At 37.4% G+C, this 25,773-nt stretch carries 19 protein-coding genes; 10 read left to right on the top strand and 9 right to left on the bottom strand.

Annotation, left to right across the window (positions count from 1 at the left end):
• Positions 1–520: 520 nt before the first annotated feature.
• Positions 521–949 carry an SRPBCC family protein gene (locus HGC4_RS03710; RefSeq protein WP_050708777.1) on the top strand — a complete coding sequence of 143 codons (429 nt, stop codon included), beginning with the start codon at positions 521–523 and terminating at the stop codon, positions 947–949.
• Between the two features lie 101 nt (positions 950–1,050).
• On the opposite strand, the gene hcp is transcribed toward HGC4_RS03710, so the two are convergent.
• Entirely contained in the window at positions 1,051–2,685 is a 1,635-nt protein-coding gene (gene hcp / locus HGC4_RS03705; protein WP_050708780.1) for a hydroxylamine reductase, read from the bottom strand.
• Between the two features lie 433 nt (positions 2,686–3,118).
• Between hcp and HGC4_RS03700 the strand changes: the two genes are divergently transcribed.
• The 5 genes from HGC4_RS03700 (at position 3,119) to HGC4_RS03680 (ending at position 7,197) form a co-directional block, all read left to right on the top strand.
• A complete protein-coding gene (locus HGC4_RS03700; RefSeq protein WP_157258110.1) occupies positions 3,119–4,018 on the top strand; it encodes a DUF2262 domain-containing protein in 900 nt (299 codons plus the stop codon).
• A gap of 128 nt (positions 4,019–4,146) precedes the next feature.
• The gene (locus HGC4_RS03695; protein WP_050708775.1) at positions 4,147–4,941 is read left to right on the top strand and encodes a hypothetical protein; all 795 of its coding nucleotides are present in this window, start codon (positions 4,147–4,149) and stop codon (positions 4,939–4,941) included.
• 29 nt (positions 4,942–4,970) lie between these two features.
• The gene (locus tag HGC4_RS03690) at positions 4,971–5,531 is read left to right on the top strand and encodes a Crp/Fnr family transcriptional regulator (RefSeq protein ID WP_050708774.1); all 561 of its coding nucleotides are present in this window, start codon (positions 4,971–4,973) and stop codon (positions 5,529–5,531) included.
• 55 nt (positions 5,532–5,586) lie between these two features.
• Positions 5,587–6,612 carry a saccharopine dehydrogenase NADP-binding domain-containing protein gene (locus tag HGC4_RS03685; RefSeq protein WP_050708773.1) on the top strand — a complete coding sequence of 342 codons (1,026 nt, stop codon included), beginning with the start codon at positions 5,587–5,589 and terminating at the stop codon, positions 6,610–6,612.
• A gap of 6 nt (positions 6,613–6,618) precedes the next feature.
• Positions 6,619–7,197: an NAD(P)H-dependent oxidoreductase gene (locus HGC4_RS03680; RefSeq protein WP_050708772.1), complete on the top strand. Its 579-nt coding sequence runs from the start codon at positions 6,619–6,621 to the stop codon at positions 7,195–7,197.
• A 24-nt stretch (positions 7,198–7,221) separates the two neighbouring features.
• Here the strand turns inward: HGC4_RS03680 and HGC4_RS03675 are convergent, their stop codons facing one another.
• Positions 7,222–8,874: a TPM domain-containing protein gene (locus HGC4_RS03675; RefSeq protein WP_050708771.1), complete on the bottom strand. Its 1,653-nt coding sequence runs from the start codon at positions 8,872–8,874 to the stop codon at positions 7,222–7,224.
• A gap of 297 nt (positions 8,875–9,171) precedes the next feature.
• Here HGC4_RS03675 and HGC4_RS03670 point away from each other — a divergent pair, with 297 nt between their 5' ends.
• The 4 genes from HGC4_RS03670 (at position 9,172) to HGC4_RS03655 (ending at position 12,676) form a co-directional block, all read left to right on the top strand.
• Complete coding sequence (locus HGC4_RS03670; RefSeq protein ID WP_050708770.1) at positions 9,172–9,756, top strand: C40 family peptidase; 585 nt, start codon at positions 9,172–9,174, stop codon at positions 9,754–9,756.
• Positions 9,757–10,022: 266 nt separating this feature from the next.
• Entirely contained in the window at positions 10,023–10,721 is a 699-nt protein-coding gene (locus HGC4_RS03665) for a hypothetical protein (RefSeq protein ID WP_050708769.1), read from the top strand.
• Positions 10,722–10,831: 110 nt separating this feature from the next.
• Positions 10,832–11,596, top strand: a complete 765-nt coding sequence (locus HGC4_RS03660; RefSeq protein ID WP_050708768.1) for a hypothetical protein — start codon at positions 10,832–10,834, stop codon at positions 11,594–11,596.
• Positions 11,597–11,713: 117 nt separating this feature from the next.
• Entirely contained in the window at positions 11,714–12,676 is a 963-nt protein-coding gene (locus tag HGC4_RS03655; RefSeq protein ID WP_050708767.1) for an Ig-like domain-containing protein, read from the top strand.
• 88 nt (positions 12,677–12,764) lie between these two features.
• On the opposite strand, the gene HGC4_RS03650 is transcribed toward HGC4_RS03655, so the two are convergent.
• The 7 genes from HGC4_RS03650 to HGC4_RS03620 form a co-directional block, all read right to left on the bottom strand.
• Positions 12,765–14,144 (bottom strand): Gfo/Idh/MocA family protein, encoded by a 1,380-nt coding sequence (locus tag HGC4_RS03650; protein WP_082204062.1) that lies wholly within the window; start codon positions 14,142–14,144, stop codon positions 12,765–12,767.
• A gap of 81 nt (positions 14,145–14,225) precedes the next feature.
• Positions 14,226–15,668, bottom strand: coding sequence for an alpha-L-fucosidase (locus HGC4_RS03645; RefSeq protein ID WP_050708766.1), 1,443 nt, complete (start codon positions 15,666–15,668; stop codon positions 14,226–14,228).
• Positions 15,669–15,776: 108 nt separating this feature from the next.
• Complete coding sequence (locus HGC4_RS03640; protein ID WP_050708765.1) at positions 15,777–17,894, bottom strand: glycoside hydrolase family 2 protein; 2,118 nt, start codon at positions 17,892–17,894, stop codon at positions 15,777–15,779.
• A gap of 58 nt (positions 17,895–17,952) precedes the next feature.
• Positions 17,953–19,110 carry a glycoside hydrolase family 88/105 protein gene (locus HGC4_RS03635; RefSeq protein WP_082204060.1) on the bottom strand — a complete coding sequence of 386 codons (1,158 nt, stop codon included), beginning with the start codon at positions 19,108–19,110 and terminating at the stop codon, positions 17,953–17,955.
• A 171-nt stretch (positions 19,111–19,281) separates the two neighbouring features.
• Positions 19,282–23,385 carry a hybrid sensor histidine kinase/response regulator transcription factor gene (locus tag HGC4_RS03630; protein ID WP_082204059.1) on the bottom strand — a complete coding sequence of 1,368 codons (4,104 nt, stop codon included), beginning with the start codon at positions 23,383–23,385 and terminating at the stop codon, positions 19,282–19,284.
• 103 nt (positions 23,386–23,488) lie between these two features.
• Positions 23,489–24,526, bottom strand: coding sequence for a fibrobacter succinogenes major paralogous domain-containing protein (locus HGC4_RS03625; protein ID WP_157258108.1), 1,038 nt, complete (start codon positions 24,524–24,526; stop codon positions 23,489–23,491).
• Between the two features lie 252 nt (positions 24,527–24,778).
• Positions 24,779–25,723, bottom strand: a complete 945-nt coding sequence (locus HGC4_RS03620; protein ID WP_050708762.1) for an NAD-dependent epimerase/dehydratase family protein — start codon at positions 25,721–25,723, stop codon at positions 24,779–24,781.
• Between the last annotated feature and the right edge of the window lie 50 nt (positions 25,724–25,773).

Below are 25,773 nucleotides of genomic sequence, written 5' to 3'. Positions count from 1 at the left end.
TCTTGTTATATAACGGAAAATATTTGTTGGTATTGCATTTTTATTAAAGATTGATAGTCGATAATATAAATAATTGAATTATTTTAGCATATTATTTTTTCAAAATAACACAATAATAAAAACTTTATATACTGATAGTTAACAAGAATAAACAAGAAAAAACCCAAAAAAGGGCATAATATAATGCAACGAACAGCATAGCAATGCGTCTTATATACAACAACACACATTAACGAGCAGTATTTATGAAGAATTGCTTAGTGATAAGCATCGAGGCTATCTACAAACAACAGAAATTGAACAACAACTTATGGTAGCTAAACAACACTAAAATCTGTATAAAGGAAAAAAAGGTCGGAATTTCTTTCCGATCTTTTTTTGTTTTATACAAAAGCACCTATAAGATCTAACTACAAGACAGTCTTCTCTCCACATCTCATTAAAGCACCCTATCCGATAAAAAGATTGTTATTCAGAATTAAACATACTATCTTGGTCGTGTTTAAAACTATTATTATATATGGAAAAAATAGAGCATATTAACTACATAAAAGCTCCCATCTCAGGAGTGTATGAGGCACTTGTAACACAAAATGGATTGGGCAGAATATGGACAACTAAGCTAGTTGTAAAACCTAAGCTTAATTTTGTGAATGAATTTTATTTTGACGACGAAGATGCCACTAAAATGAAAATAGTTGAATTGGTCGAAAATAAAAAGATCGTATGGGAATGCACATCTTCTGATCCCGAATGGATAGGCACAAGCATATCTTTTGACCTTTCGGAGAAAAACGGAGTTACTTCGGTTGTTTTACGTCACGAAAACTGGCGAAAGATTACCGAATATTATCGTTGGTGTAACTACAACTGGGCGATGTTTCTTCTCAGTTTAAAAGAGTATTGCGAAAATGGAACAGGAACTCCGTATCAAGAGAGACATTTTTAAAGAGAAAGATAGCTTCTAACACATAGAAAAAGCCCTTCATAATGTATAATGAAGGGCTTTTTAAGATAATTACAGTTGATCTTCCGAATCAAAAAGAATACTTAGCTAGCAAGAAATGCTTGCATATCGTCTTCTACGTTGGTGATTCCACCTATTCCAAAATTCTCAATAAGCACTTTAGCTACATTCGGAGATAAAAATCCGGGTAAAGTTGGTCCTAAGTGAATATTTTTCACACCTAAGTGCAACAAAGCAAGTAAAACAATCACAGCTTTTTGCTCGTACCAAGCAATATTGTAAACAATAGGCAGATCGTTAATATCCTCTAGTCCGAATACCTCTTTCAATTTCAGAGCTATAACGGCTAACGAATAACTGTCGTTACATTGTCCGGCATCCAATACACGAGGTATACCACCTATATCGCCCAATGGAAGTTTATTATATCTGTATTTTGCGCATCCTGCGGTAAGTATAACTGTATCTTTAGGTAACGCTTCTGCAAATTCGGTATAATAGTTACGGCTTTTCATACGACCATCGCATCCAGCCATTACAAAGAATTTACGTATAGCTCCGCTTTTAACTGCCTCTACTACTTTATCTGCCAAAGCAATTACTTGGTTGTGAGCAAAACCTCCAACAATAGATCCTGTTTCAATTTCGCGGGGAGCTTGAGAAATTTTAGCCATTGCTATAATTTCAGAGAAATCTTTTGGCTGTCCGTCTTTACGTTCCGCAATATGTTTTGCACCGTCAAGACCCGCTGCTCCCGTTGTAAAGATACGACCGCGATATGATGCCGATTTAGAAGGGGGTACTATACAGTTCGTTGTAAAGAGAATAGGACCATTGAACGAATCGAAATCTTCTTTTTGTTGCCACCATGCACCGCCGTAGTTTCCTACCAAGTGTTTGTATTTTTTCAGTTCAGGATAGTAGTGAGCAGGTAACATTTCGCTGTGAGTATATACATCTATGCCCGTTCCTTCGGTCTGAATCAAAAGATCCTCAATATCACGAAGGTCGTGTCCACTAATCAATATACCGGGATTGGTGCTTACTCCGATATTTACTTCCGTAATTTCGGGGTTACCATACTTACCTGTATTGGCAGCATCTAACAATGCCATAGCCTGCACACCGTATTTACCGGTTTCGAGAGTTAAAGCAATTAATTCGTTTACCGAAATATCTTCGCGAGTCAACTGTACTAAAGCACGTTGCATAAAACTCGACAGTTCAGCATCTACTTTATCAAGATTGTAAGCATGCTCAGCATAAGCAGCCATACCTTTCAAACCGTAATGCACCAATTCTTTCAACGAACGAATGTCCTCATCTTTGGTACGCAATACGCCTACTTCTTTGGCTTTAGTCATAAACTCAGACTCGTCGCCATCCCAAAGACATTCGTCAGGAAGATTGGCAGGAGTATTTACTAACTGAGCAGCCAGCCTCTTCTTCAAAGCCAAACCTTCTTTCACTTTATTCTTAATCGCTTCGAAATCGAAGTTAGCGTTGGTAATGCTTATAAACATAGCATCTACAACAAACTTATCGGCTTCGAGCGAAGCATTATTCTCGCTTCTCAAAGCATCATTATATACAGCAACACCACGTGCTACGGCTAGCAGTAGGTCTTGAATATCCGACACTTCGGGAGTTTTTCCACAAACACCCATTATTTCGCATCCTGTTCCTTTGGATGTCTCTTGGCATTGAAAACAAAACATATTACTCATGGTCATATATATTTTAGTGGTTGATCATTTAATGACACAAAACTAGAGAAACTATATCCATTGGTTTGTATCATATGTTACACTGTGGTTAATATTATGCACTTCCTCAAAAATTGACCAGATATTGAAGGTTCTCTATCGCTACAACTAACAAACTCTTTTTTAGGTTATTTAGCTATTCTAGGGTTATATACATCCCTTAAAATTTCATAATCGGCATAGAAAAAGAGAACCGTAATTGCTTTTTATTCAATATTTTCAGTACCTTAGGAAAACTTATGTTAGAATTAAGTAAGGTCTATGATCTTTATTATACTTTGGGAACTATAACAACTAAAATTTGTTATATCTCTAAATAGTTCATTACATATTTTATTTACTCAATAGGGCTATGACTGGATGGGAGATTAAAGATCTTCTTGGCATGCTAAAGAAAGCACAAGAGGGTGATATTAGAGAATTAAATCACATGACTGCCAGTTATACATCAGGATGCACCGTAGATAAAGAATACGGTACAATGATTATACGACGACAGTTTAGAGTAGAAAATCAGGACAACGAGAGGTGTATCCTCAATTCGGAGCCAAACAAAAACGGAAGCAATGAATCTTCCGACGATCAACAATGGGGTATTACCATTGTACAACTGAGCCCTAAAGGAGGCTCTACCAATAGTTACTGCATACCTAATAACCTGCGAAACCCCAAAATCAGGCTACTTGACCACCAGACGCTAGACATTCTGTCGGACGAAAAGACAATCACAACCACTATAACAGAAATCGAAAAGAAGCTGAAACCTATCTACGGTATAGCTACCGAAGACGAGATAGAGGAAGCATTCAACACCCTTTCATGTCAACAATATGTGATACCGAGCATAGAATCGATTGATAGCAAGGCATTCGGCACATTAGAGCTTGAAGAGGAAGAGTATGGTACTGTTATAAAAATTGATGATACTCCCGTTAGAATTACAATCTTTGTAACCGTAGGAGAAAGCCTGTCACCCATTATAGATCATGCTGAAAAACTGATGGCTGAGAAATTTTACGAGAAAGCTATCAGAAGTATGTACCCTTCGATGCTCGAACTGAAAAACGATTATTGGCTGGAAGAACCCGAGGATGAGAGTGATGCAGAACCTACACCTTTAACCTTAGAGGAGTTTAAGGAACGGATAACCCTCACCGAGATAGCATTTAATCAAGACAAGACTACAACTATTATATGTAGTAATGATGATATGTTTGAGGATCATGATATTGTAATAAGTACAGACACAAGGGGCGTTTATAAAGATTCGGCTTTGGCTGAATAACAAACTTAAAACTCTCGTGCTTTATTATTACTTTTGAAAAAGCTAGTCTTATCTTAGGGTTAGCCAAATAAATAACTGTGTGTTTTCACAGCATCAAGAAACAATAACTAACATCATTTGTACAAGAGATGAAATATATAATAGTACTGTTTGCAACACTGTTGATAAGTGTAGCAAATACAAAAGCTTGCTATGCACTAACTCCTGCAACAAACGACACTGTATACATAGAGCTTGATCCACTCTTTCCTGAAGAATTTGATAACCAAGACGTAAGTATATTCATCAATTGGGCATACAGTGGCTACGAACCTTCGGACTTCGAACACATGCTCTCAGAAGATTGGTACGATTTTTCTAAAGATGAAGAGACAAATAGCTTTTCTCTTACAAAATCAGACATTTCAATTGGCAAAGATTATAACGACTGTTTACAGGATTCTATCACCTATGTATCGTCGGCCAATAATATATTAATGATTAAGGGGCTTACCCAAAAAGAGAAGCAACCCAAAGCTATCATGCCCGAAGTAAATGCTCTTCAACCGGGAGAGAAGATAGACTTTACACTCAATAATCAAAAGTACACCCTTAGAGGCGAAGGCATTGTTCCCCAGCAAGACAAGGTATATTTAGCTCCTGGTTTTTCAATAGGTTATAGCAATGAATCTGTAATCAATTACAAACTCTATCTATCGACCAACGGAAAAGAGCAGTTACTACTGTCGATACCCACCTTTAACGATACCTTTGTACAGATTTTATTCATTGGTGATCTGGATGAAGACGGCAAACCCGATTTCGTTTTCGACACATCTCGCGACTATGAAGAAAGAAGAGTTACACTCTTCCTCTCTTCTCCCGCAATAGATAACGAAATAGTTAGAGCAATAGACGAAGCAAACAATCAGTTCGATTGCTAAGATACTACTCTATATAATGACATAAGAAAATGAAAAAACATTTCGCCTCACTCAATATACTATCGCCAGAAGAATTAGATAGAATAGACCCTTTTCTTTCTCAGAGAAAAATCAAGAAAGGAGAATTTCTTATTCAATCGGGTAATATTTGCAAAGAAATAGCATTTATAAGATCGGGCGTATTACGCTCTTATTTTATAGACGGAGAAGGTGAAGAGCTTATAAACTGCATTACTTTTGAAGGAGAACTTATGTCTGCATTCTCCAGTTTTATAACGCAAGTTCCCACTAACGAAAACATCCAAGCTATTCTTGATACAGAAATAGAAGTGCTGCAAAAAACTGATCTGGACTATCTTTATCAGACAAGTGCCGAATGGCAGGAATTCGGACGAATACTTACCGAAATGCAATACCTGAAACTTGAAGAACGTATCATTTCATTTCAAAAAGACGATGCTACAAAGCGTTATATGCTACTCGAGAAGAACAATTCAGAGTATGTAAAGCACATTCCTTTACACTATATTGCCTCCTATCTGGGCATATCTACCCGACACCTCACCCGCATACGAAAATCTCTTTTATAGACATTTGTCTTAAATAAGAAAGTTATATTCACCCTATTTTTGCATAAAAAAAGAGATGCAAAAGAATATTCTAATCGTAGGCGGAACGGGGCACATAGGCTCATTAGTAAACCGTATATTAAAAGATAGAAACCCTTCCCTCCAATTATTTATTGGTAGCAGGAACAAGGAATGTGATAAACTACCCCACCATGTTTACATTGATGTTACGGATATAAGTAGCCTTAGCAATATATCGGCACATTCGATAAACCTGGTTATATTATCGACCATAGATACGGACAACAATGTGCTTCAATACTGTATAAACAAACATATAGATTATCTGGATGTAACGAAACCTACACCCGATATACAAAACACCTTGAAGAGTCTCGAAAATAAACCAATCAATAGCAGGATTGTTTTTGCATCGGGATGGATGGGAGGAATTGCTTCTGGCTTAATATCTGCTCTCGAACCTGATTTCAGTAATATCGAACAGGTTCAAATAATGATTTACTATTCCTTGAATGACAAAGCGGGTAAGAGTGCTGCCGATTTTATGGCAGAAGATGTATGTAAAACATTCTCTGTCTATAAAAACAATTTGCCCTTAGCTGTAAAGCATTTCGAGAATAGCGAGAACTATCAATTCCCCTTTCAATTAGGAAGATATAAGGTCTATAATTTCAATATACCCGATCTGTTGATTCTTAATAAAACGGAGAAGATTCCTTCCGTTTCAGCCAAGATAACATATAACTCCAAACTCGTGTCATTTCTATTAAGAACAGCTCAGGCGTTGAATGTATTTAAGCTACTATCCTTAGAATCTCGAAAGAAGCTATTTCAATCAAGTGGCAGCGGCGACAAAACAGCCTTCGATGTAATCATTACAGATAAACGTCAAAAAAAGCAAACTATCAGCATTTTATGTACCAAAGGGCAAGCAGAATTAACAGCCTTTTCTATAGCTTTACATGCCGAAAAACTATTCACAGCAGACAATGATATCTATTTCGGACATCAAATATATAAGGCTGGAGAACTTTATGAATTATTGAAAGAAAACAAAGATATTACAATAGAGAAAAGATAAATAAAGATGAAAAAAATACTCATTATAGATGGTCATCCCAACAACGAGAGCCTCAATTTTGCATTGGCAAATGCATACGAACTGGGTGCAAAAAATAGCGGTGCAGAAGTCAAAAAGATAAGAATAGCCGATCTCAACTTCTCGCCCAATCTACAATACGGTTATCAGAAAAGGATAGAACTTGAACCCGATCTGCAAGAAGCTTTCGAAGCCATCAAATGGGCAGATCATTTAGTATGGGTGCATCCCGTTTGGTGGGGAGGTTTGCCTGCTATTGTAAAAGGATTTATTGATAGGGTTTTTCTTCCCGGATTTACTTTTAGACCGATTCCCAATTCTTGGAAATGGGAGAAACTATTGAAAGGTAAAACAGCACATATAATCACCACACTCGATCAGCCCGGGTGGTATTACGGATTGGTATATAATGCACCAAGTGTAAATCAGCTCAAAAAATGCACGCTTCAATTCTGTGGAGTAAGTAAAGTGAAGGTTACTTATATAGGTGTCGTCAAAAATTCGAATGAAGAGATACGTAAGAAATGGATTGCTAAAATAGAAAAGTCGGGACAGAAGCAACAATAAAACCGAGCTACTACCCTATTGATTCTACTTTATGTATTTACTAACTCTCGGATCGCGTTCTGCATAATTCTTTATCAGCAAATCGAGTCCGCGATTAAAAACAATACGCACCGCAGCAGGATCAACAACCCCATATAATTCATCCAGATAAAGAGATACTCCTTCGCTACCCAGCGAATGGGCTATCTCTTCGTTTGTATATTCTCTGAGAGAACGCATATAATCAATCATTTCGAGCATCATTTTCTCATGCTCATTTCGGGGAGAAATAGGTTTGAAGACTTCATCTATCCGAGTCATAGTAACGGGTAAGCTTCCTGTATTATCGAGCGTCCACCCTCTATCTGTACCAATTTCCGCAGGCTTAGTTAATACCAGACGAGGCACTACCTTCATTACCACATCAGTTATTGGAGGAACGGAAGGTTTAACGTGTATCTTATCTTCTTTCTTTTCCTCCTTCTTTTCAGGCTTAGAAGTTGCTGCTTGAGTTACAGCAGGCTTATTTTGTCGAGCAGAGGGTGTCGGTTTCTTTTCAGACACAGGTTTATTCACTGCAGGCTTATGGTTCGAGGCTTTATTTTTCTTTTTTAAACTATCTTTGAAAATAAACCAACCAAAAGCAGTAGGAATACCTACCCCTAATAACATAGCTCCTATTTTCTCCCACATCGACATTCCATCCAAAGGTGCATCGCCATTGAAGTGGGCAGAAAGTGCAGACAACGATTCTTGCATCGCTTGTTTATATTGCCCTGCCTTATTTCGGGGTAAAGCGTACTTATTAATCAGATTCTGCAATGCCTTATCCGACAATTTTTCTTTATCAACATTGCTAAATACCCATATACCTTTTGGATAAAAGACAAAAACAATATCAGCATCCAAGTTCTTATATTCAACCGCCATTTGCTTCTGTTTATCCTTATCGCTGTTTTTTTGTTGTAGCAAAGCACGTCCGAATACCGAATCTTCACCCTCACCATTCGGAGTCGTTATCATAGCAACTTTAACAGTTGTGCTGTCTTGGAAATTCTGAATCATAAGATTTATTTCTGCTTCATCTTGGGGCGAAAGTACATTTCTGTAATCTCTTACATGTCCATCAAAAAAACGGGAACAAAGAGAACACATAAACTTCTCTATAACAGCTAATTGCACCGAGTTTGGGGCATCACTCAAGTATTTATTATACTCATTTTGTAAACGATCTATCTTTTGAGAAGTAATAAAGGGTACGATAAAAGCCGAATTTCTATTACATAAAATATTCAATTGTGGAGTTGTAAACACCTTGCTTCGAGGCCGTATTAAAATCACAAAACCATCCTCATAATCTTTAGATTCAGAGATATACCATTTATCATCAGTAACCGACGATCTGAATGCTCGGAAAAAGGGAGATTTTATAGAATAGTCATTTTGAGTAACTACATAGATTGGCGGCAAAGTTTTGAGCGAATCTTTAAGATTCCCTATCACCTTATTTAAGTCTGCTGCTTGCTGAATAGTAAATAGCTTCGAATTGTCTCTTACCCATTCAAAAACGGGTTTCGCCGGAGCCGCTCTACGTTTTTTAGGAGCTGCATACCCATCTAAACAAAGAGCCAGCAAAAGGATAAATATAAAACAGATACGCAGTCTACGCATTATCAGTAAATCGTTAGTTAAAGTCATAAATGAGAAATATTCGGGTCTTATATTTGAATATTTCTCATATAGGGCACAAAAATAGATATTTATAAACAAAAACGCTAAAATAAAATTCACACCCCTATATTTTAATGAAAGCATTAGCCTCCATTAGCTAAGAGTATTGATAGTCAATGATGTTAGTTTAACATCAAAATGCTCGCAATTAGGAAATAGACATATAATAAGACACAATTTAAGAGAAAATAACTATTTAGGGGTTGCACAAAAAGATCATATTCTTTACTTTTGTTTCTGTCCTAAAAAATTAACAATTACCGAATGCAGTTTAAAAACTTCTCTATAAAAACAATACTCGCCGGATTAAGCTTCATGCTGATCTGCGTTACACTATCCGCCAAGGATAAGAAAAACGAGACACAACAAGAGCCAGCCCCTAAAGTTAGTACAATAGAAAAGAAAATTGGTCTTCCCCTTCCAAACGACAGCACAATCTTATCCCTTTATAGCGAAGCCGTTGCATGGCTAAAAACTCCCTACCGCAGAGGTGGAACAAGCCCTAAAGGAATGGACTGCTCTGGATTGACTACTACCATTTACAAAAACGTATTCGGAATAAAACTTCAACGTAGCAGTAGAGATATATCTGCACAAGACGTAAAAGATTTAAATAAGGACGATCTTAAACCTGGCGATTTAGTATTTTTCGGAACATCATCCAGAAAAGGAAAAAGAGTTAATCACGTAGGCGTATTTTTAGGCGACCGTCGTTTCATTCACGCATCAACCTCTAATGGCGTTATAATAAGCAGCTTAGATGAAGCATATTATCGTCGCACATGGATAAAAGGAGGCAGAGTCAAACAACAAGAGAAGATCTCAACACAGAAAATTCCAACTACATAATATATAGGAAAAGTTAAACTAAAAACACGCTGATGAATCAGGGTGTTTTTTTTTATTTATTGCTAACTTTAATCTATATTCGCATTATAAAAGCAAGGCTAAAATAGCAAGAACAATCATACAGCAACAGGTATGATGTTTTAGTATTGCTCTTTCCGTTTTGGAGAAAACAATTCGTTAGAATTTAATGATATAAAAAACCTATTTTAAGGCGATTATCACAATTTGGTCTTTAAGATAAGTGATCCGTCGAATGTAAAAAAATTATGCAAGAAGAGCTAGAAAAAACTGTAAATGATATAAATGAGCATTGTCCGATTCAAATAGATCAGACCACTCGCCTCGATGGCTGCGAATCGTTGCCAAACAATACTTTCCGATTCGATTTTACGTTCCTGTTTATAGATGCTACTAAAATAGATGCTCTAGAATTCAGAACTCAAATGAGAGATATACTTCTCTATAATATACAATGCAATCCACAAATGGCACTTCTCAAAGAGAATCATGCCACATTTATATACGATTGTGTTGACGAAAATAAAAACTTATTAGGTAAGATTACAATTACTCCACACGATTACTCCAAGCCTGCTAAAAAACCCGGAATATTCGACCCTACAACCATTACATCCGACAATCTACAAAAAGTATTGCAGGATATAGTGAAGAAGACCAAGAAGCAATTGCCTCTTTTCACCGAAGAAAGTGGTATAAGCATGATCGATTGCAGTACATACAATAAAACTCTCGAATATACGTGTAAACTACTGAATGAAGATGTAGCTCGCTTCGACAGCATTTATTTTAAAACAACAGCAGTACCGGCAGCAGTACAATCATTAAAAGATAATCCCGATATGAAGCATTTTGCAGAGCAAGGCGTTTCTATCCGAAATATATATCTTGATAAACATAATAAGTATCTCTGTTCGATAGATATATCGCCTGACGATTATAAATAAAGCATCAGAGCTATTTACTATTTTAGAAGAGAAAATGCCACAACAACTAACTGATTAATTATAAGATATATAGTCAAATATTTTTTATTGACTAAATACTAGATCATTTTATGAAAGCAACCTTAAATCGGATTCACTTGCCACTTATAGTAATAGCGGTAAGCTTATTTTTCGTACAGTGTAGCGGAGATAAAGTAAACTTCATCCTTAAGCAAATAGCAACAGAAGAAAATAAGGGGGCTCCTATCGAACTCGATGAAGTAACCACTTTCGATAGTTGTCAGGCTCTACCAAACAAAATATTACGCTACAACTATACCCTAGCTAGCGAACAATCATTTCCAAAGGAAGAAATACCTATGTTTGCACTGTTTCAGCAAAAACAACTAATCTCTGATATAGAACAAAACCCAAGTACTTATAAAACTCTTACAGATCTAAATACGATTATTCAATATGCTTATTTCGATAAGAGAGGTAACGAGATTGCGATTATAACCGTTACTCCTGAAATGTATAACAGCAAACCCGATAGGCAATCGGATGAATATGTATATAACGGAATTAAAGAAATAGTTGAAGCATATACTCCACAACTTCCGCAAATAGACGAAAGAGAAAATTTTACGGGAATGAAAGTTTCTTTTCCAAAAACAGTAGTCTACAATCTGGAAAGAATTAATTTTATGAAACCATCCTCTTTCGACAGTATTGCTTATAAGGCTCAAGAGAAAGTAACAAGAATTGAAAACATTAAGAATAATATTTTCACAGATCAATTTCCTGATGCAAATATCTCGTATCAATATATATTCTATGATCAGAATAAGGAATATCTATGCACACTAGATATATCTCCTGAAGATTATAAATAAGATTATAACTCCTTTTATTTTTCTAAAACATAGCCAAGTAGCCAAGAGAAAATTTTCTTTCTCTAGAAAAAAGTATTGATAAAAATTTCCACAAAAATAATTATAACCTAAAAAACAATGAAGAAACTGATTTATCTACTAATTATCCCTTTCTTTTTAATAGGCTGTAGCAGTGACGATCCTATATATCCTGTAGTAAGTGCTTTAAAGCTAGAACAACCTAATAAAGACATTTATATAGGAGATGAATACCAATTAATAGTATCTCATACACCAAGTAATATTACTGCGCCCGCCTATACATGGGAATCATCTGCCCCCAATGTAGCTGAGGTAGACAGTAAAGGAAAATTAACGGCTTTAAATGAAGGAGAAACAACAATCACTGTTAAATCTGCAGAATTACAACTTAATTCGGAGCTAAAGATAAAAGTGCTGCCCATCAAAGCTACATCTATCAAGATGAGCAAAAAAGAGGTGGAAATTATAATAGACGCACATTACACTCTTTCTTACGAAATCACCCCGAAGAATACTACCAATACCGAAGCAGTTTGGAAATCGTCTAACGAAAAAGTAGCAACCGTAAACAACGGAGATATTAAAGCTCTATCGGTAGGTACGGCTACTATCACCGTTACAATAGATGGAGTAAGCGATAAATGTGTGGTAACTGTACCCAGAACTTTATTCAGATACAAATTTGGAGCTACAATAGAGCAAATTAATCCGACTGTTAAGATATCGAATGACTTTGCTTATAATTGGGCTACCGAAGAGAATCCGCTTAGAGCTTTTGTATTCAAGAGTAATAAGCTTATCGCATTATGGAATTGCTATGACACTGATAAAGTGTTATCGTACGACTATGAGATGTTTTTAAAGGAAGTAAATTCCCTTAATCCTCCACAGGCAGTAACATTAGAAAAAAATTCTGACCGCTACGCTCGTTTATCCGAGAATGTAGATGGACTAACATGGAAAAACGGCGATTATAATATACTTATAAAAAACGGTGAGGTATCAATCAAAAATAATCCTTATCCTATGTTGATAATACAATACACCGAAATAAAATAAAGCATTTTATAAAGGAAGACAAAAAAGAGACGCTAATTACTTAGCGTCTCTTTTTGTATTATTGTTAGAATAACAGATTGTTTTATCCTTATTCAGCAAATTTCAAACCTTTGATTTTGTTCCATCCACCACGAGTGAAATCAGGAATTTCAACGGGTACTGAACCATTATCCAAAGAAATTTCGGTTAAAGGTATAAGAGAACACCACTCTGCCAAGTCATACACATCCATATCTAATGGAAGACCTTTTTGAAGGCAATAGATCAAACGGTAATCCATGATAAAGTCCATACCACCATGTCCACCAACTTTTTTCGCTTGCTCTTCGATACCTTTAGCAATAGGATGTTTGTATTTCTCCATCAATGCTTTTTTCACTGCATCAGGTACAAAGCTATGAGCATTTAAGTTTTCGTGATTAGCTGCAACTTCTGGACTTATTTCGCTTTGATCCAAAGCAAAACCTTCTACCGGATATTTATTAGCGAAACCTTTAGTACCAGTTAATTGATACATACGGCTGTAAGGACGAGGCGATGTTACGTTGTGTTGAATTTGGATTGATTTTCCGTTTTCAGTACGAATCATAGTCATCGTATGATCTCCATTGCGGAAATCTTTCACTTCTCTACCTGTTTTTTCTTTAATAAATGCAGGGTTACCAATAGCTTTAGTGTCTACCGATACCAAGAAGTTCATTTTATCGCCACGGTGAATGTTCATCACTTGACAAACCGGACCGATGCCGTGAGTTGGATATACATCTCCACGATGTTTCTCGTTGAAATCCATACGCCAGTTATTCCAGTATTGATCCCAATATGGTTGAAGACCATGAATATAAGCTCCTTCACCATGAATTACTTCACCAAACAAGCCTTGTTGAGCCATATTTAAAGATGTAAGTTCAAAGAAGTCATACACACAGTTTTCTAACTGCATACAATGTTTACGAGTTTGCTCAGAAGTATTTATCAGTGCCCATATCTCATCCATAGTCATAGCCGAAGGTACTTCAATAGCTACGTGTTTGCCATCTTTCATGGCTTGTACACCAATCTTAGCGTGACTCAACCAATCTGTTGCAATATAAATAAGATCTACATTAGGCAAAGCTGTTACTTTACGCCATACCGAAGTATCACCATAAAACTCAAGAGCTTTAGGTTTTCCTTGTTTTGTCAAAATTTCATTTGCCGACTTTGTATTCTTTTCCAATACATCGCATAGAGCAACCACTTCAACTCCGGGAATATGTGTCATACGATTTACAGCTCCGGGACCACGCATACCTAGTCCGATAAAAGCAACTCGAACATTAGGAATAGGTGCTGTTGCTAGACTTAATACGTCTTTCTGTCCAGCCGGACGAGGGGGTGCAGGGGTTTTTATCATTTGAGCCGAAACAGTGGTCGAACCCAATAAAAAACACGTTATCAGCAATAATGCGAAAAGTTTGTTTTTCATAATCATTTGAATATTATAATAGTTAATTAAGTTTTATGTTTCACACCTATTGTAATCGCAGAGACTCAAATACGTATCCAATCAGGTTAATGCCTGTTGATAGGTATCTTTATCGTTGCTATTTTGCTCAACCTCCAATACAATAACAAAAGGTTGTCCTGTTACAAAATTGGCAGGTATAGCTATATTATACAAACTGTTGTTTTGTTTGTTACGACCTCCGTTTATAATATCTACTGCCTTTTTATCGGATAGAAAATACGCTTTTACTGGTTTTAACCCGCCTTTTGGTATTTCTATATTCAGCATATTATTAATGGGTCTATTAAAAACAGTCAGATATATTTTATTATCTTTCTTGGTGAAATATCCCCAACCCTGCTTTTTCAAATCGGTATATGAGCATCCATAAACGGCTTCGCTGTTTACTTTCATCCACTCCCCTATTTCTTTGGCAAGCTTGGTTTCTTCGGGTCTTATGTTTCCTTTTCCATCGGGTCCGAAATTCAAGACAAAGTTACCATCCATCGAAACCGATCGTACAAGCATATCAATCAGATCGAACGAAGTCTTTACATATCCTCTCCATTCCGAATGATAGCCCCATTGGTTTTCGGGTATAGTCATCACACAATCCCAATCGTTACCATTTACATCGGCAATAGAATTGGGCAGATCGCGTTCCCAACCTTGCTCATAATCTCCCATCAAATCACCATTCGAGTCGAAGTGCCTCTTTCCGTTTTCATCCGCTCTGAAACGGCTCCCTATTATCAGTCCGGGACGCATTGCTCTCATTTCTTCTTCAAGATTGTCGGCAAATTCTACTTGATCTATCCAAGCCTTATCCCATGTTCCATCAAACCAAAGTCCTTTTGCTGTTGGATAGTCGGTTAATAATTCGATTAACTGATTGCGTGTAAACTGCTTAAATTCTTCGTAAGCAGCCTTCTCCTCAGTTGTTTCGGGTATTGCACTCCTATATCCTTTTTCGTGCCAGTCGATAATCGAAAAGTACAGATATACATCAATACCTTCTTTATCGTAAGCATCTACAATCTCCCTCAGAAGATCTTTTTTATATGGGGTATTTTTTATTGTATAGTCGGTATATTTGCTTGGCCAGATACAAAATCCATCATGATGTTTAGTTGTAATAATCATGTACTTTGCACCCATATCCTTAGCTTGTTTAGCCCATCCTTTTGCATCGAAGCTGGTTGGATTAAACTCTTTGTAAAGGTTATCGTAGGCATCTTTAGGCATTTCTTTCCACGAACGAATCCATTCGGCTGCTCCCGGATAATACTTGCCATCCCAATGACCGCCTGCCATAGCATAAACTCCCCAGTGGATAAACTGACCTAAGCCATATTCTCTCCACTTCTGCATTTCTGCATCTGTTCGCTTTCCTAAACGATGAGTCCCGTGTTGTAGCGGTATTGACGACCTTTTAGTTTGTGCAAAACTCTGTGCAAATGCAATATTCAATAAAAGAATAACCAAAAATACTATTTTTTTCATAATTTCTAACTTAAAAAAAGGAATACTTTCATTGTTAACACTTATCAGTTAATAGCTACTAATCAACTTTTTGAATGTTTTCTTGTTAACTATTGTCTAATGAATATTTTACAACCCTATATGTTCATTTTTATTCTCCCGAGGCTTATCTTTATTCAAAGATTTATTTCCGCCTTGAGCATAATTCCATAGTATCTTATCTTCGAAAGTTTGCCCTTTGTTTGAGGCTTTTACATCTATATTATTCACCCCTTCTTTGAGTTCTACATTCTCAAAAATATAATGTACATCGGTAGTTCCCTTCTTGTAGTTTTTAACTTCAACACCGTTTACAAACAGTTGAGGGATACCAATATTAGAATAAACTGTAACGGGTGTTATCTTGTTTTCTCTTTCGGTTACTCTTCGTTGAGTAATATACAAAACGGGCTCTTTGCTCCAATTGGCTTTATACCAATAAAAAGGGTCTTTCTTAAGATTGCGGTCAAAGGTTACCAGTCCCTTCATATTGCGAGCCTCAACCCCACCTTGCGAACTGGCAGGCGTAGCAAAGTCGAACGTGTTCCACAGATAGGAAGCCAACAAATAAGGATGCTTGGCAATATATCCCCACTGAATCTCATGAAAGCGGGTAGCAAATGTTTCGTTGTAACGTTTGTCGAATCCGCAGCAGTCGCCCACATCGCCCACCACCTCTTGCTGATGATAGATGTTTGCTTCTGTACCATATTCGGCCAGCATTACTTTATAGTTGGGATAGTTTTTCTCCATTCCCTCTATCCAAGGTTCTATGTCTTGAATTTTCTTTTCGTACCACCCAAAATATCGGTTGATACCTTGTATATCAGCATTCATATTCACACCATGCCCCGGATCTCCGTATCCGTTTACCGATACGGTATATCTGTAAGGATCTTCCGATTTTGCCAGATCATCAAGTTCGGCTGTTAACGAGGCTGTGTAATTGATAGGTGTATATACTTCGTTGTGCAACCCCCAAGTATAGATTGATGGGTGATTGTAATTCTGGCGGATGAGCTCGGTCAGTTGCTGTTTGGCATTATCAGCCTCTTTGGTAGAAACTCTATTAACAAAAGGAATTTCTGCCCAAATCATAAAACCTATACTATCGCATTTTGAATAGAAGTATTCGGATTGCTGATAATGAGCCAAACGAATGGTAGTTGCTCCTACTTCTTTTATAATAGCCAAGTCGGCATCGTGCTGCTCGTTAGTTAATGCACTGCCCAGCTGCCACCAATCCTGATGGCGGCAAACGCCATACATGGGTACTTTTTTACCATTGAGATACATTCCATCAGCAGCTTTCAGCTCAAAATGTCTCAATCCCAAAGGCTGCACTACTTCGTCTATAACCGATCCGTTGGCAACCAACTGAGTGACTACTTTATACAGATAAGGGTCTTCGAGTCCTTGCCACAAACGAGGTTTTATGACAGTGAAGTTCTGTGTAAAGAACTGTCTGCCCTGAGGCAATACATTTACAGTGGCTTCTTTTTTCAGTTTCAGATTACCCTCCATATCATAGATAGTAGTCTTCAAGACGATATCTTTAGCATCAATATTCTTGTTCTCTACCTTTATTTCTACATCTACATCTGCCGATTTGCTAGTCACATTTTTTTGTGTGATATAAATACCGGGCGATGCATAATCGGTTACAGTTATATTTACCTTCTCGGTTACAATAAGATGCACAGGGCGATATATACCTCCATACACAGCAAATAAGGTACTGTTAATAGGTATAACGTCGGGGCGAGAGGTATTATCTACCTTCACCAATAGTTCGTTATCTTCACCAAACTTCAATAGTTTTGATATTTCGATAGTGAAAGCCGAGTAGCCTCCTTTGTGATTGCCTGCAAACACACCATTAACATATAACTCCATCACTGTGGAGACTCCTTCGAAATTAAGGAAAAGACGTTTGTCCTTCAATGAAGCATCGGGACGATACGTTTTCTTATAATAGGCTTCGCCCGCATAATAGTTATTTTTATCGTTCTGCATATCCGTAGCATTCCACGTATGAGGAATGGTTACATCTTGCCATCGTTGATCGAAACCCGACTGAAAGAGTACAGGGTCTATTGGAAAAGGTCCTTTCTTGAATGACCACTCATCGTTAAAAGACTTTACGTCTCTTCCCCAAGTAGCCATCACGATGGATAGGATTAATAGTAAACTGGTTAATCGTTTCATAGTATATATCGTTTTGTTTATCTACGTACCATTAAAGAGATTAAAAAATCTCTTTTTATTATTGAGCAAGCTTATAAATTTCTGTTCCTGCCAAAAGAAAAGCTCCTACTCCATACACCGCAGTCATATCTTCGGTTACCTGCTTAGGATCAGCGCCTATAGGTTGTACCCAACCCAGTTTTCCATCTTCTGAAATCGCCGAGCTTAAAGCACTCCACGCTTTTTCTAACGAGGGAAGGTAGTCGCTTCTATTCAACAAATCAGCATTGATACCATACGCCAAGGCATAGGCTATGAGAGCCGTAGCACTGGTTTCGGGCGATGGGTATTCTTTCGGATCAAGCAAGCTTGCGTGCCAAAATCCATTATCGGATTGCAAAGCAACCAATGAGCCTACCAATTCAGAAAACAGATTTTCATAAAAAGGTCTTAGTTTAGAGTCCGTAGGCAAAGTTTTTAAAATATTCACCAATCCGGCAGCAACCCATCCGTTACCTCTTCCCCAGAACACCTTCTTACCATTGTTTTCTCTCTGATCGAAGAATCGGTCATCTCTGAAAAAGAGTTTATTTTCTTTATCGTATAAATAATTGTAGGTGAGTTTAAATTGCTTATCCATAAACAACAAGTAATCGTTATTACCCGTCAGTTGTGCCAATAGTGCATATACGGGCGGCGCCATAAACAAGGCATCACACCATGTCCACGCCTGCTTACTGCCATTGGTTAAAATAGAATTGGGAGGATTACTCATAATCCAGTTAACTCTGTTTATGGTTGCTTCCATCATTTCCTTTTTTTTGAATACGCTATACATATTCAAATAGAACTGACCTATACAAAGCTCATCGGCATGATATAGTTTGTACTTAGGCATATCTTTAAAATTAGATGGTATCTGCCAATCATTCTCATCACCTATTTGAGTAAGCCATGTATAATACTTTTTGCCATCATCCGACATTGCTGCCCATTCTGCCAACCCCAGATAGAGCGTGGCATTAGTCCATGCATCTATCCCAAAATCGTGCAGGTAACCGGCGCTACCTACTTTGGAATAAGTGAAATGATTTACTTGCCAATCGGCAACTTTATCAAGTGTAGTTTGTAAAGTCTGCTTATCCGGAATTTCGGTAATTGACTGTGCTTCACAATCAGAATTAAGGCTAATAAATAAGTAGGTTATTATAAAACAGACAAACGTGTTTATTTTCATAGTAAATTTCTGAAATAATAGGTATAATGATTATCATCTGTCAACTTATCTTATCCATAAATTGACAGCTAAAACTCAATAGCAAAAGTATCCCTTCTTTCGTATTTCGATTTGTCCTATCTCGTTTTTCTTTTGCTTTATTTGGTTTATAGCACCCTCAGAAGCCTTTATTTACTCACTTTTGCCTTTTTTCTGTTTGGCTGCAAAAGCAGTAGGAGTATCGCCAAATTCTTTTTTAAATGCACGTGTAAAATATGATTGGCTTTCTATACCTATCCGCTCCATAATATCACGCATCGTTACATCCTCTTCCACAATAAGGCGGGCTGCTTTGCGAAGACGGTAACTTAAGATGAACTCAACTATCGATTTGTCGGTCATGCTCTTTACTTTAGTATAAAGCTTGCTACGGCTCATAGAGAGTTCCGAAGCTATATAATTGACATCCATTTCGGGCTGATCGATATGTTGATCGAGTATTTCGATAAATTTCTTTAAGAATTTATTATCCTGCTGATTGGTTGACAGTTCGGTACTATCCACAAAATAATTCTTTGCATAATATTCTTTGAGTTGCTGCTGACGCTTAAGTATGTTCTGTATTGTAAGCCTCAATAAATTAAAATCGACAGGCTTTTCGAAATAAATATCTGCACCCGAGTCTGCCCCCTCCATTTTACTCTCCAAGCCAGTTTTGGCTGTCAGCAAAACAAAAGGGATATGAGATATATTTACATCCTCTTTTACTTTCTTACACAAGGTTATACCATCCATGTGAGGCATCATTATATCGCTCACTACCAGATCTATCTCCATATTATCCAACAACTTAAAAGCTATTAACCCGTCAGCGGCCTGCACCACGTCATAGTAGGGAAGCAGCGATTCGGCAATAAGTTTACGCAGATCATCATTATCCTCAACAACCAGTATTCTCTTTTTATCACGAAGAAGAATATCCTCCTCATTCGCTATATTCTGATCGGAGTTTGGCTCTCCATCCGCTTCTATATATAGAGATGCTGGTATATCATCAACATGCGCTTCATTTGTTATAAACTCACACTCTTCGTAGCTATCGGTATCAAACGGAAAGCTAACAACCATATCTGTACCCTTTTCCCGTTCACTATAAATACTGATCGTCCCTTTATGAAGCAGAACCAAACTTTTCACCAAAGCCAAACCAATGCCTGTGCCCAGATGCGAATCGAAATTGACAGTCTTTACTTTATAAAACCGTTCGAAAACACTTTGAATGGAATCTTTAGAAATACCTATCCCCGAATCGCGAACTACAATAGTATATAAGTTTTTAGCCTCTCCGTTACTATTGCTAATAGTAAAGCTGTCTTTATATACTGATTTGAAATTGGCAGGAGTTGAATATACTTCGAGACGTACACACCCCCCATCTTTGGTATATTTGAAGGCATTATTGAGCAAATTCATAATTACTTTCTCCATCACCTGCCTATCCGCATATACGGTTGGCACAATCTGAGGATCGATAAAAAGATCAAATTTAATATTGCGTTGTCGGGCATAATCCTCAAAATCAAAAGCCAACTCTTTGATAAATGCAGTAAGGTTTACAGATTGAATATGCAGTTTCATCTTCCCATTCTCTACAGTTCTGAAATCCATTAATTCATTTACCAGATTCAATAACCTTTGTGCGTTATTATTCAGCAAATGATAGTAATATTCTTTCAAACCCTCCATACGCAATTTATCCAAAGCGGCAAGAATGAGAGAAAGCGGCGTTCTGAAATCGTGCGAAATATTAGTAAAGAAACGAAGTTGCGATTGATGAATCTCCTCTTTTTGATTCTTTTCAACCTCATCAAGATATATTTGCAGTCGGAGTTTCTTCTGCTGATTATAGTAACTCAAGACAACATATGCTATACCTGCCAAAATCAGAAAGTATAAAACATATGCCCACCAGCTCAACCATGGAGCCGACAATCGTTTTACTTTAATAACAATGGGAGTTTCGTTCCAAACACCATCATTATTGGCAGTCATCACCTCAAAAGTATAATTGCCGGGAGGCACTTTCGAATAGAAGGCACTGCGACTCGAAGCATCTACCTCAATCCATCGATCGTCGTACCCTTTGAGGCGAAACCTGAAACGGTTTTTTTCGGGTATCAGATAATTATCGGACGAAAACTTAAAGCCAAAGTTAACCTGAGTATAATCGAGTACTATTTCATCGGGAAACGAAGCAAAGTCCCCTTCGCTAGAATCTCCACCCAGATTTGGCTTTACAGATATATTGTTGACCAGAAAATCGGTAATAATAACTCTGGGTTCAAATTTATTAGATGATATTTCCTTCGGATTCACTTTAGTGAACCCATTCGACCCTCCAAAATACAAACTGCCATCTTTACTTCTGAATGATGATAAAGGATAATACACCTGCCCTTGTACCCCATCTTTTTTATCGAATCTCAGAAACTTATCATCCTCGGGGCTGTACCTAAACAAACCATTGTCGGTACCCATCCACATGTTATTATCGTTATCGGCACAAATACTGTAAATAGAGGATACATTAAATTTCAGAATATTATCATAGACACTAAATACCGAAGTCTGCGTATCGTATTTTATAAGTCCGTTTCCTATTGTACCTATCCAAATATTATTGTTATTATCGGCTGAGATAGTTTGAGCATTGGGGTAAAACGAATCGTGGAAGGGTACTATTGTTACCTCACGAGTTGCCACATCCATCCTATATATTTTCTTATGAGTGATTATCCACAGGTTTCCGACCGAATCTTTACACATGTCGTAGATATAGTCGTTACTATCAGACTCATCGAAATAATAATGGGTGAATATTTTCTCACTGAACGAATAGAACGATACAACCAACTTTCTCAACTGATAGGCAATCCACAAACCCGAATCGGGTTCGGATACTATTTTGCGAAGGTCGTTCGACAAGAGGCTTTTCTTATTTTCCTTTTCTCTCTTAAAATTAAAAAATCGCTTACTTTCTACATCATAACGATCTAATCCTCCCCGAAACATCGAAATCCAGAGATTATTATCAGAATCCATCACCAGCGATTTCACATTGTCATACGAGAGATTATTCTCGCCCAAGCTTTTCGTATAGTAAGTAAACTTTTCGGTTTGCTTATCCATACGGTTTACTCCACCACCCTCAGTAGCTATCCACAGATATTGAGAGTCTTCGGCAAAACCACTTACCAGATTATGATTTAGCTGACCTAAACCCACGAGGTAACTTTTGAAACTTACTTTTTCATCGAGATTTACATAAGACAAGCCTCCCGAATAAGTACCTATCCAGATATTTCTCTGATTGTCTTCTGCAATTGTCCAGATCGAATTATCGGGCAAGCTAAAAGGCTCCGATTTAGAATGTAAGTAAAGTTCATAATTTCGGGTTTCAGGATCAAGTATATACAAGCCCCTCTGAGTACCTATCCATATCTGGTCGTTCTTATCTATATGAAACATCTTCGACAGAATGTGTTCATTATCCTGCTGATAAAAGAAATCGAAATGTTTTTCTATACTTCTTGTAGGAATATCCAAGCAAAGAAGTCCCTGATCGGCAACCAGCGCCCATATCTTATCGCCTTTCTTACGGATAGTTTGTATGTATGAGGACGGGAACGAAAACAAGGTCTCAATCTTCTTACTTGCATAATTGTATTCATAAATCTTACCTCTCGCCGAAGCTAAATACCACGATGATTCATCTTTATCGTAAGCACTTATTTCAGCCAGAGGCTTACCATTATATTCTATTGTCTTCCAATCTTTAGACTCATCATCATATACGGTTATCAATCCTGATAGGCTTGCCCAGATATTATTATGAGAGTCTACACTCACATTCGTCACATTCTTATCCAACAATAGCGTAAAAGAATCCGAAGTGTTGTCATACTGGTACAATCCGTTATTGGTAGCAACAAGCAATCTGCCCGAAGCATCGGCGGCTATCATATTAAAAAGCCAGCGATTAGAAATGTCTAAATCTTTGAAGTAGGTATAATAGCGCTTATATTGATAGCCATCGAAACGATACAGATCGTTGTCCATAACTACCCATATAAAACCATCTTTATCTTGTTGTATCGATTTTACACCATCATAATAAAAGCCGCCTTCAGGAGAAAAAGTCCTGAATCGATAATTGTTTTTACCTCCTGCCGAAAGGGGGCACATCATAAATAATGTATGTAAGAAGAATATCGAAAATAATAGATACTTTCTCATGTGCTTCAAATAATAATAAGATTAGGCTAACTATCGGAAAAAAACTCTGACAGCAAACAACTTAATTGCTTGTCAGTATATATTAATACAAAAAAACACAATATCAATCCTGTACACAACGTACCGAAAAACGGAAATTTAAATTACCACTACCAAAGGACGATAACGTAGAACCACTAAAACTTAAATACCGATATCCTCCAGCAGGAGCAGACGTCCACAAATAAGCAGAAGTAGAAAAAGCAACCGCATTGAGTCCATCCTCACGTACCCATCCAGCAGGAAGAATATTAAAACCAGAAATGGTAACAGCCGGATCAGCCGATCCCCATTTGTAACCTACTCCACTATCAGTTGTTTTATAAGTAGCTCCTACATTTCCCCGTAATTTGGCACCAAGATCTGTTACTCCCAAAGTTGTTGTTAAATCTGCCCAATCTTGTACCGAGGCTACGTGCCACCCTTTGGGGCAAGCTACCATTGCCTGATTCCAAGTATAGAACAAACCAAATATAGAAACAAAAGCCTCATTAGTCATAGTTTTCACTATACCATTCTCGGTATAAGTTACATTTCCCGAGGGCATAACTCCCAACACTTTAATCTGAGCCAATGGCATTACTGTTGCATTTTTTGCAGGATTGAAACGCACACCATCTACAGGGTCAATGCAAGTACCATCAGGTTTTCGAATGGCGCGCAAGTTTTGAGTCATCCAACGTTTAGTACCAAACACTTTAGTGGTGTACTGATTTCCTTCAAAATCGGTAAGGATTCCGCTTGCTTCATTAAACGAAGCTCTATCTCTTCTTGGAACCGTTCCTCCTAAATATTGCCAATTGTCGCCACTCCACACATAAATACCTGCAGCGATAGGCGAACAAAGGTCGCCCACATGATATACTGTCAAACCTATATGGGTGGTTTTATCTAACGATCCTCCTTGTACACCCATGCTCAGTCCCAAATCTCCATCAAGAGCTTTGAGTTCAACACGAGGCATTCCCAACCCCTTTGTCGTATTACTAAGTCCATCCGACTGGGCATCAGTAGTGTCAAATTCTTTCAGTTGCAACAAAGCTCCCGATGCGGCAAGCTTGTCTGAACCGATAGTAACCTGTCCCAATAATGTATTATTCATGATAAATAATAACACTAGAAAAAATATTGCTTTTAAAATATTATTCTTCATAAATTTCGAATAAAACGTAAGGATAAAGCACAAACTACTGAAAAAAAGATTCACTTTTCTTCGATTAATTAACAAACAACACTGATTCTATCTGAACAAAGATATACTAACATAATTTCTTATAAAAGAGATAATCTAAAAAAAAGAAAAGTACACCTTATTATTTAAGTGTACTTTCTTCTACATGTAGGTTTTTAGCCCTTATTTCAATCTTATTTCTTTTATAATATCCTGAGTCATAGCATCCAGATCGTAATCGGGTTTCCAATCCCATTCCTCTCGAGCCTCCTTATCATCAATACTATCGGGCCACGAATCGGCTATCTCCTGACGATAATCGGGTACATAAGATATTTTAAAATCGGGAATCACTTTTTGTATAGATTCCATCATCTCTTTAGGTGTTACACTGAATGCTGCCAGATTGTATCCCGTTGCATTCTGCAAACGCGATTTATCTGCCTGAAACAACTCAATAGTCGCCTTCAAACAATCGGGCATATAAATCATTGGCAACATAGTATCCTCTGTCAGGAAACATTCGTATGAGCCTTTTTTCACTGCATCAAAATAAATAGCCACCGCATAATCGGTAGTACCACCGCCCGGCTGTGTCTTATGGCTTATTACGCCCGGATACCTCAACCCTCTGATATCCATATCGTATTTGAGGTTATAATAATTACCCAGCAGTTCGAGAGCAACTTTGGTTACCCCATACATGGTAGTAGGATGCAAGATAGTTTTCTGAGGAGTCATAACACGCGGCGTATCGGGTCCAAAAGCAGCAATGGAACTGGGAACAAGTACCCGTTCTATTTTCTTTTCGCGTGCCACTTCAAACACATTTACCGTACCATTGATATTAACATTCCAAGCCAATTGAGGATTTTTCTCACCCACGGCAGACAGTATAGCTGCCAAGTGAACAATGCTATCTACCTCGTATTTATCTATTGTTTCGGACAAAGCTTTTGTATCCAACACGTCTAATTGTACAAAGGGACCGCTATTTAACAAATCGGGGCAAACCTTAGTAGACAAGTCGGAAGCAATCACATTGTCGTTTCCGTATATTTTGCGAAATGCAAGAGTCAGCTCAGAACCAATTTGTCCTCCGCAACCCGTAAAAAGTATTTTTTTCATAGTTTATTAAAGTAATGTCGAGTATTTATTCTGTATCACTCAGTAATAAG

It is taken from the genome of Dysgonomonas sp. HGC4 (genome assembly GCF_001261715.1).
Taxonomy (GTDB): domain Bacteria; phylum Bacteroidota; class Bacteroidia; order Bacteroidales; family Dysgonomonadaceae; genus Dysgonomonas_A.
This window is presented reverse-complemented; position numbering and strand designations above follow the sequence as displayed.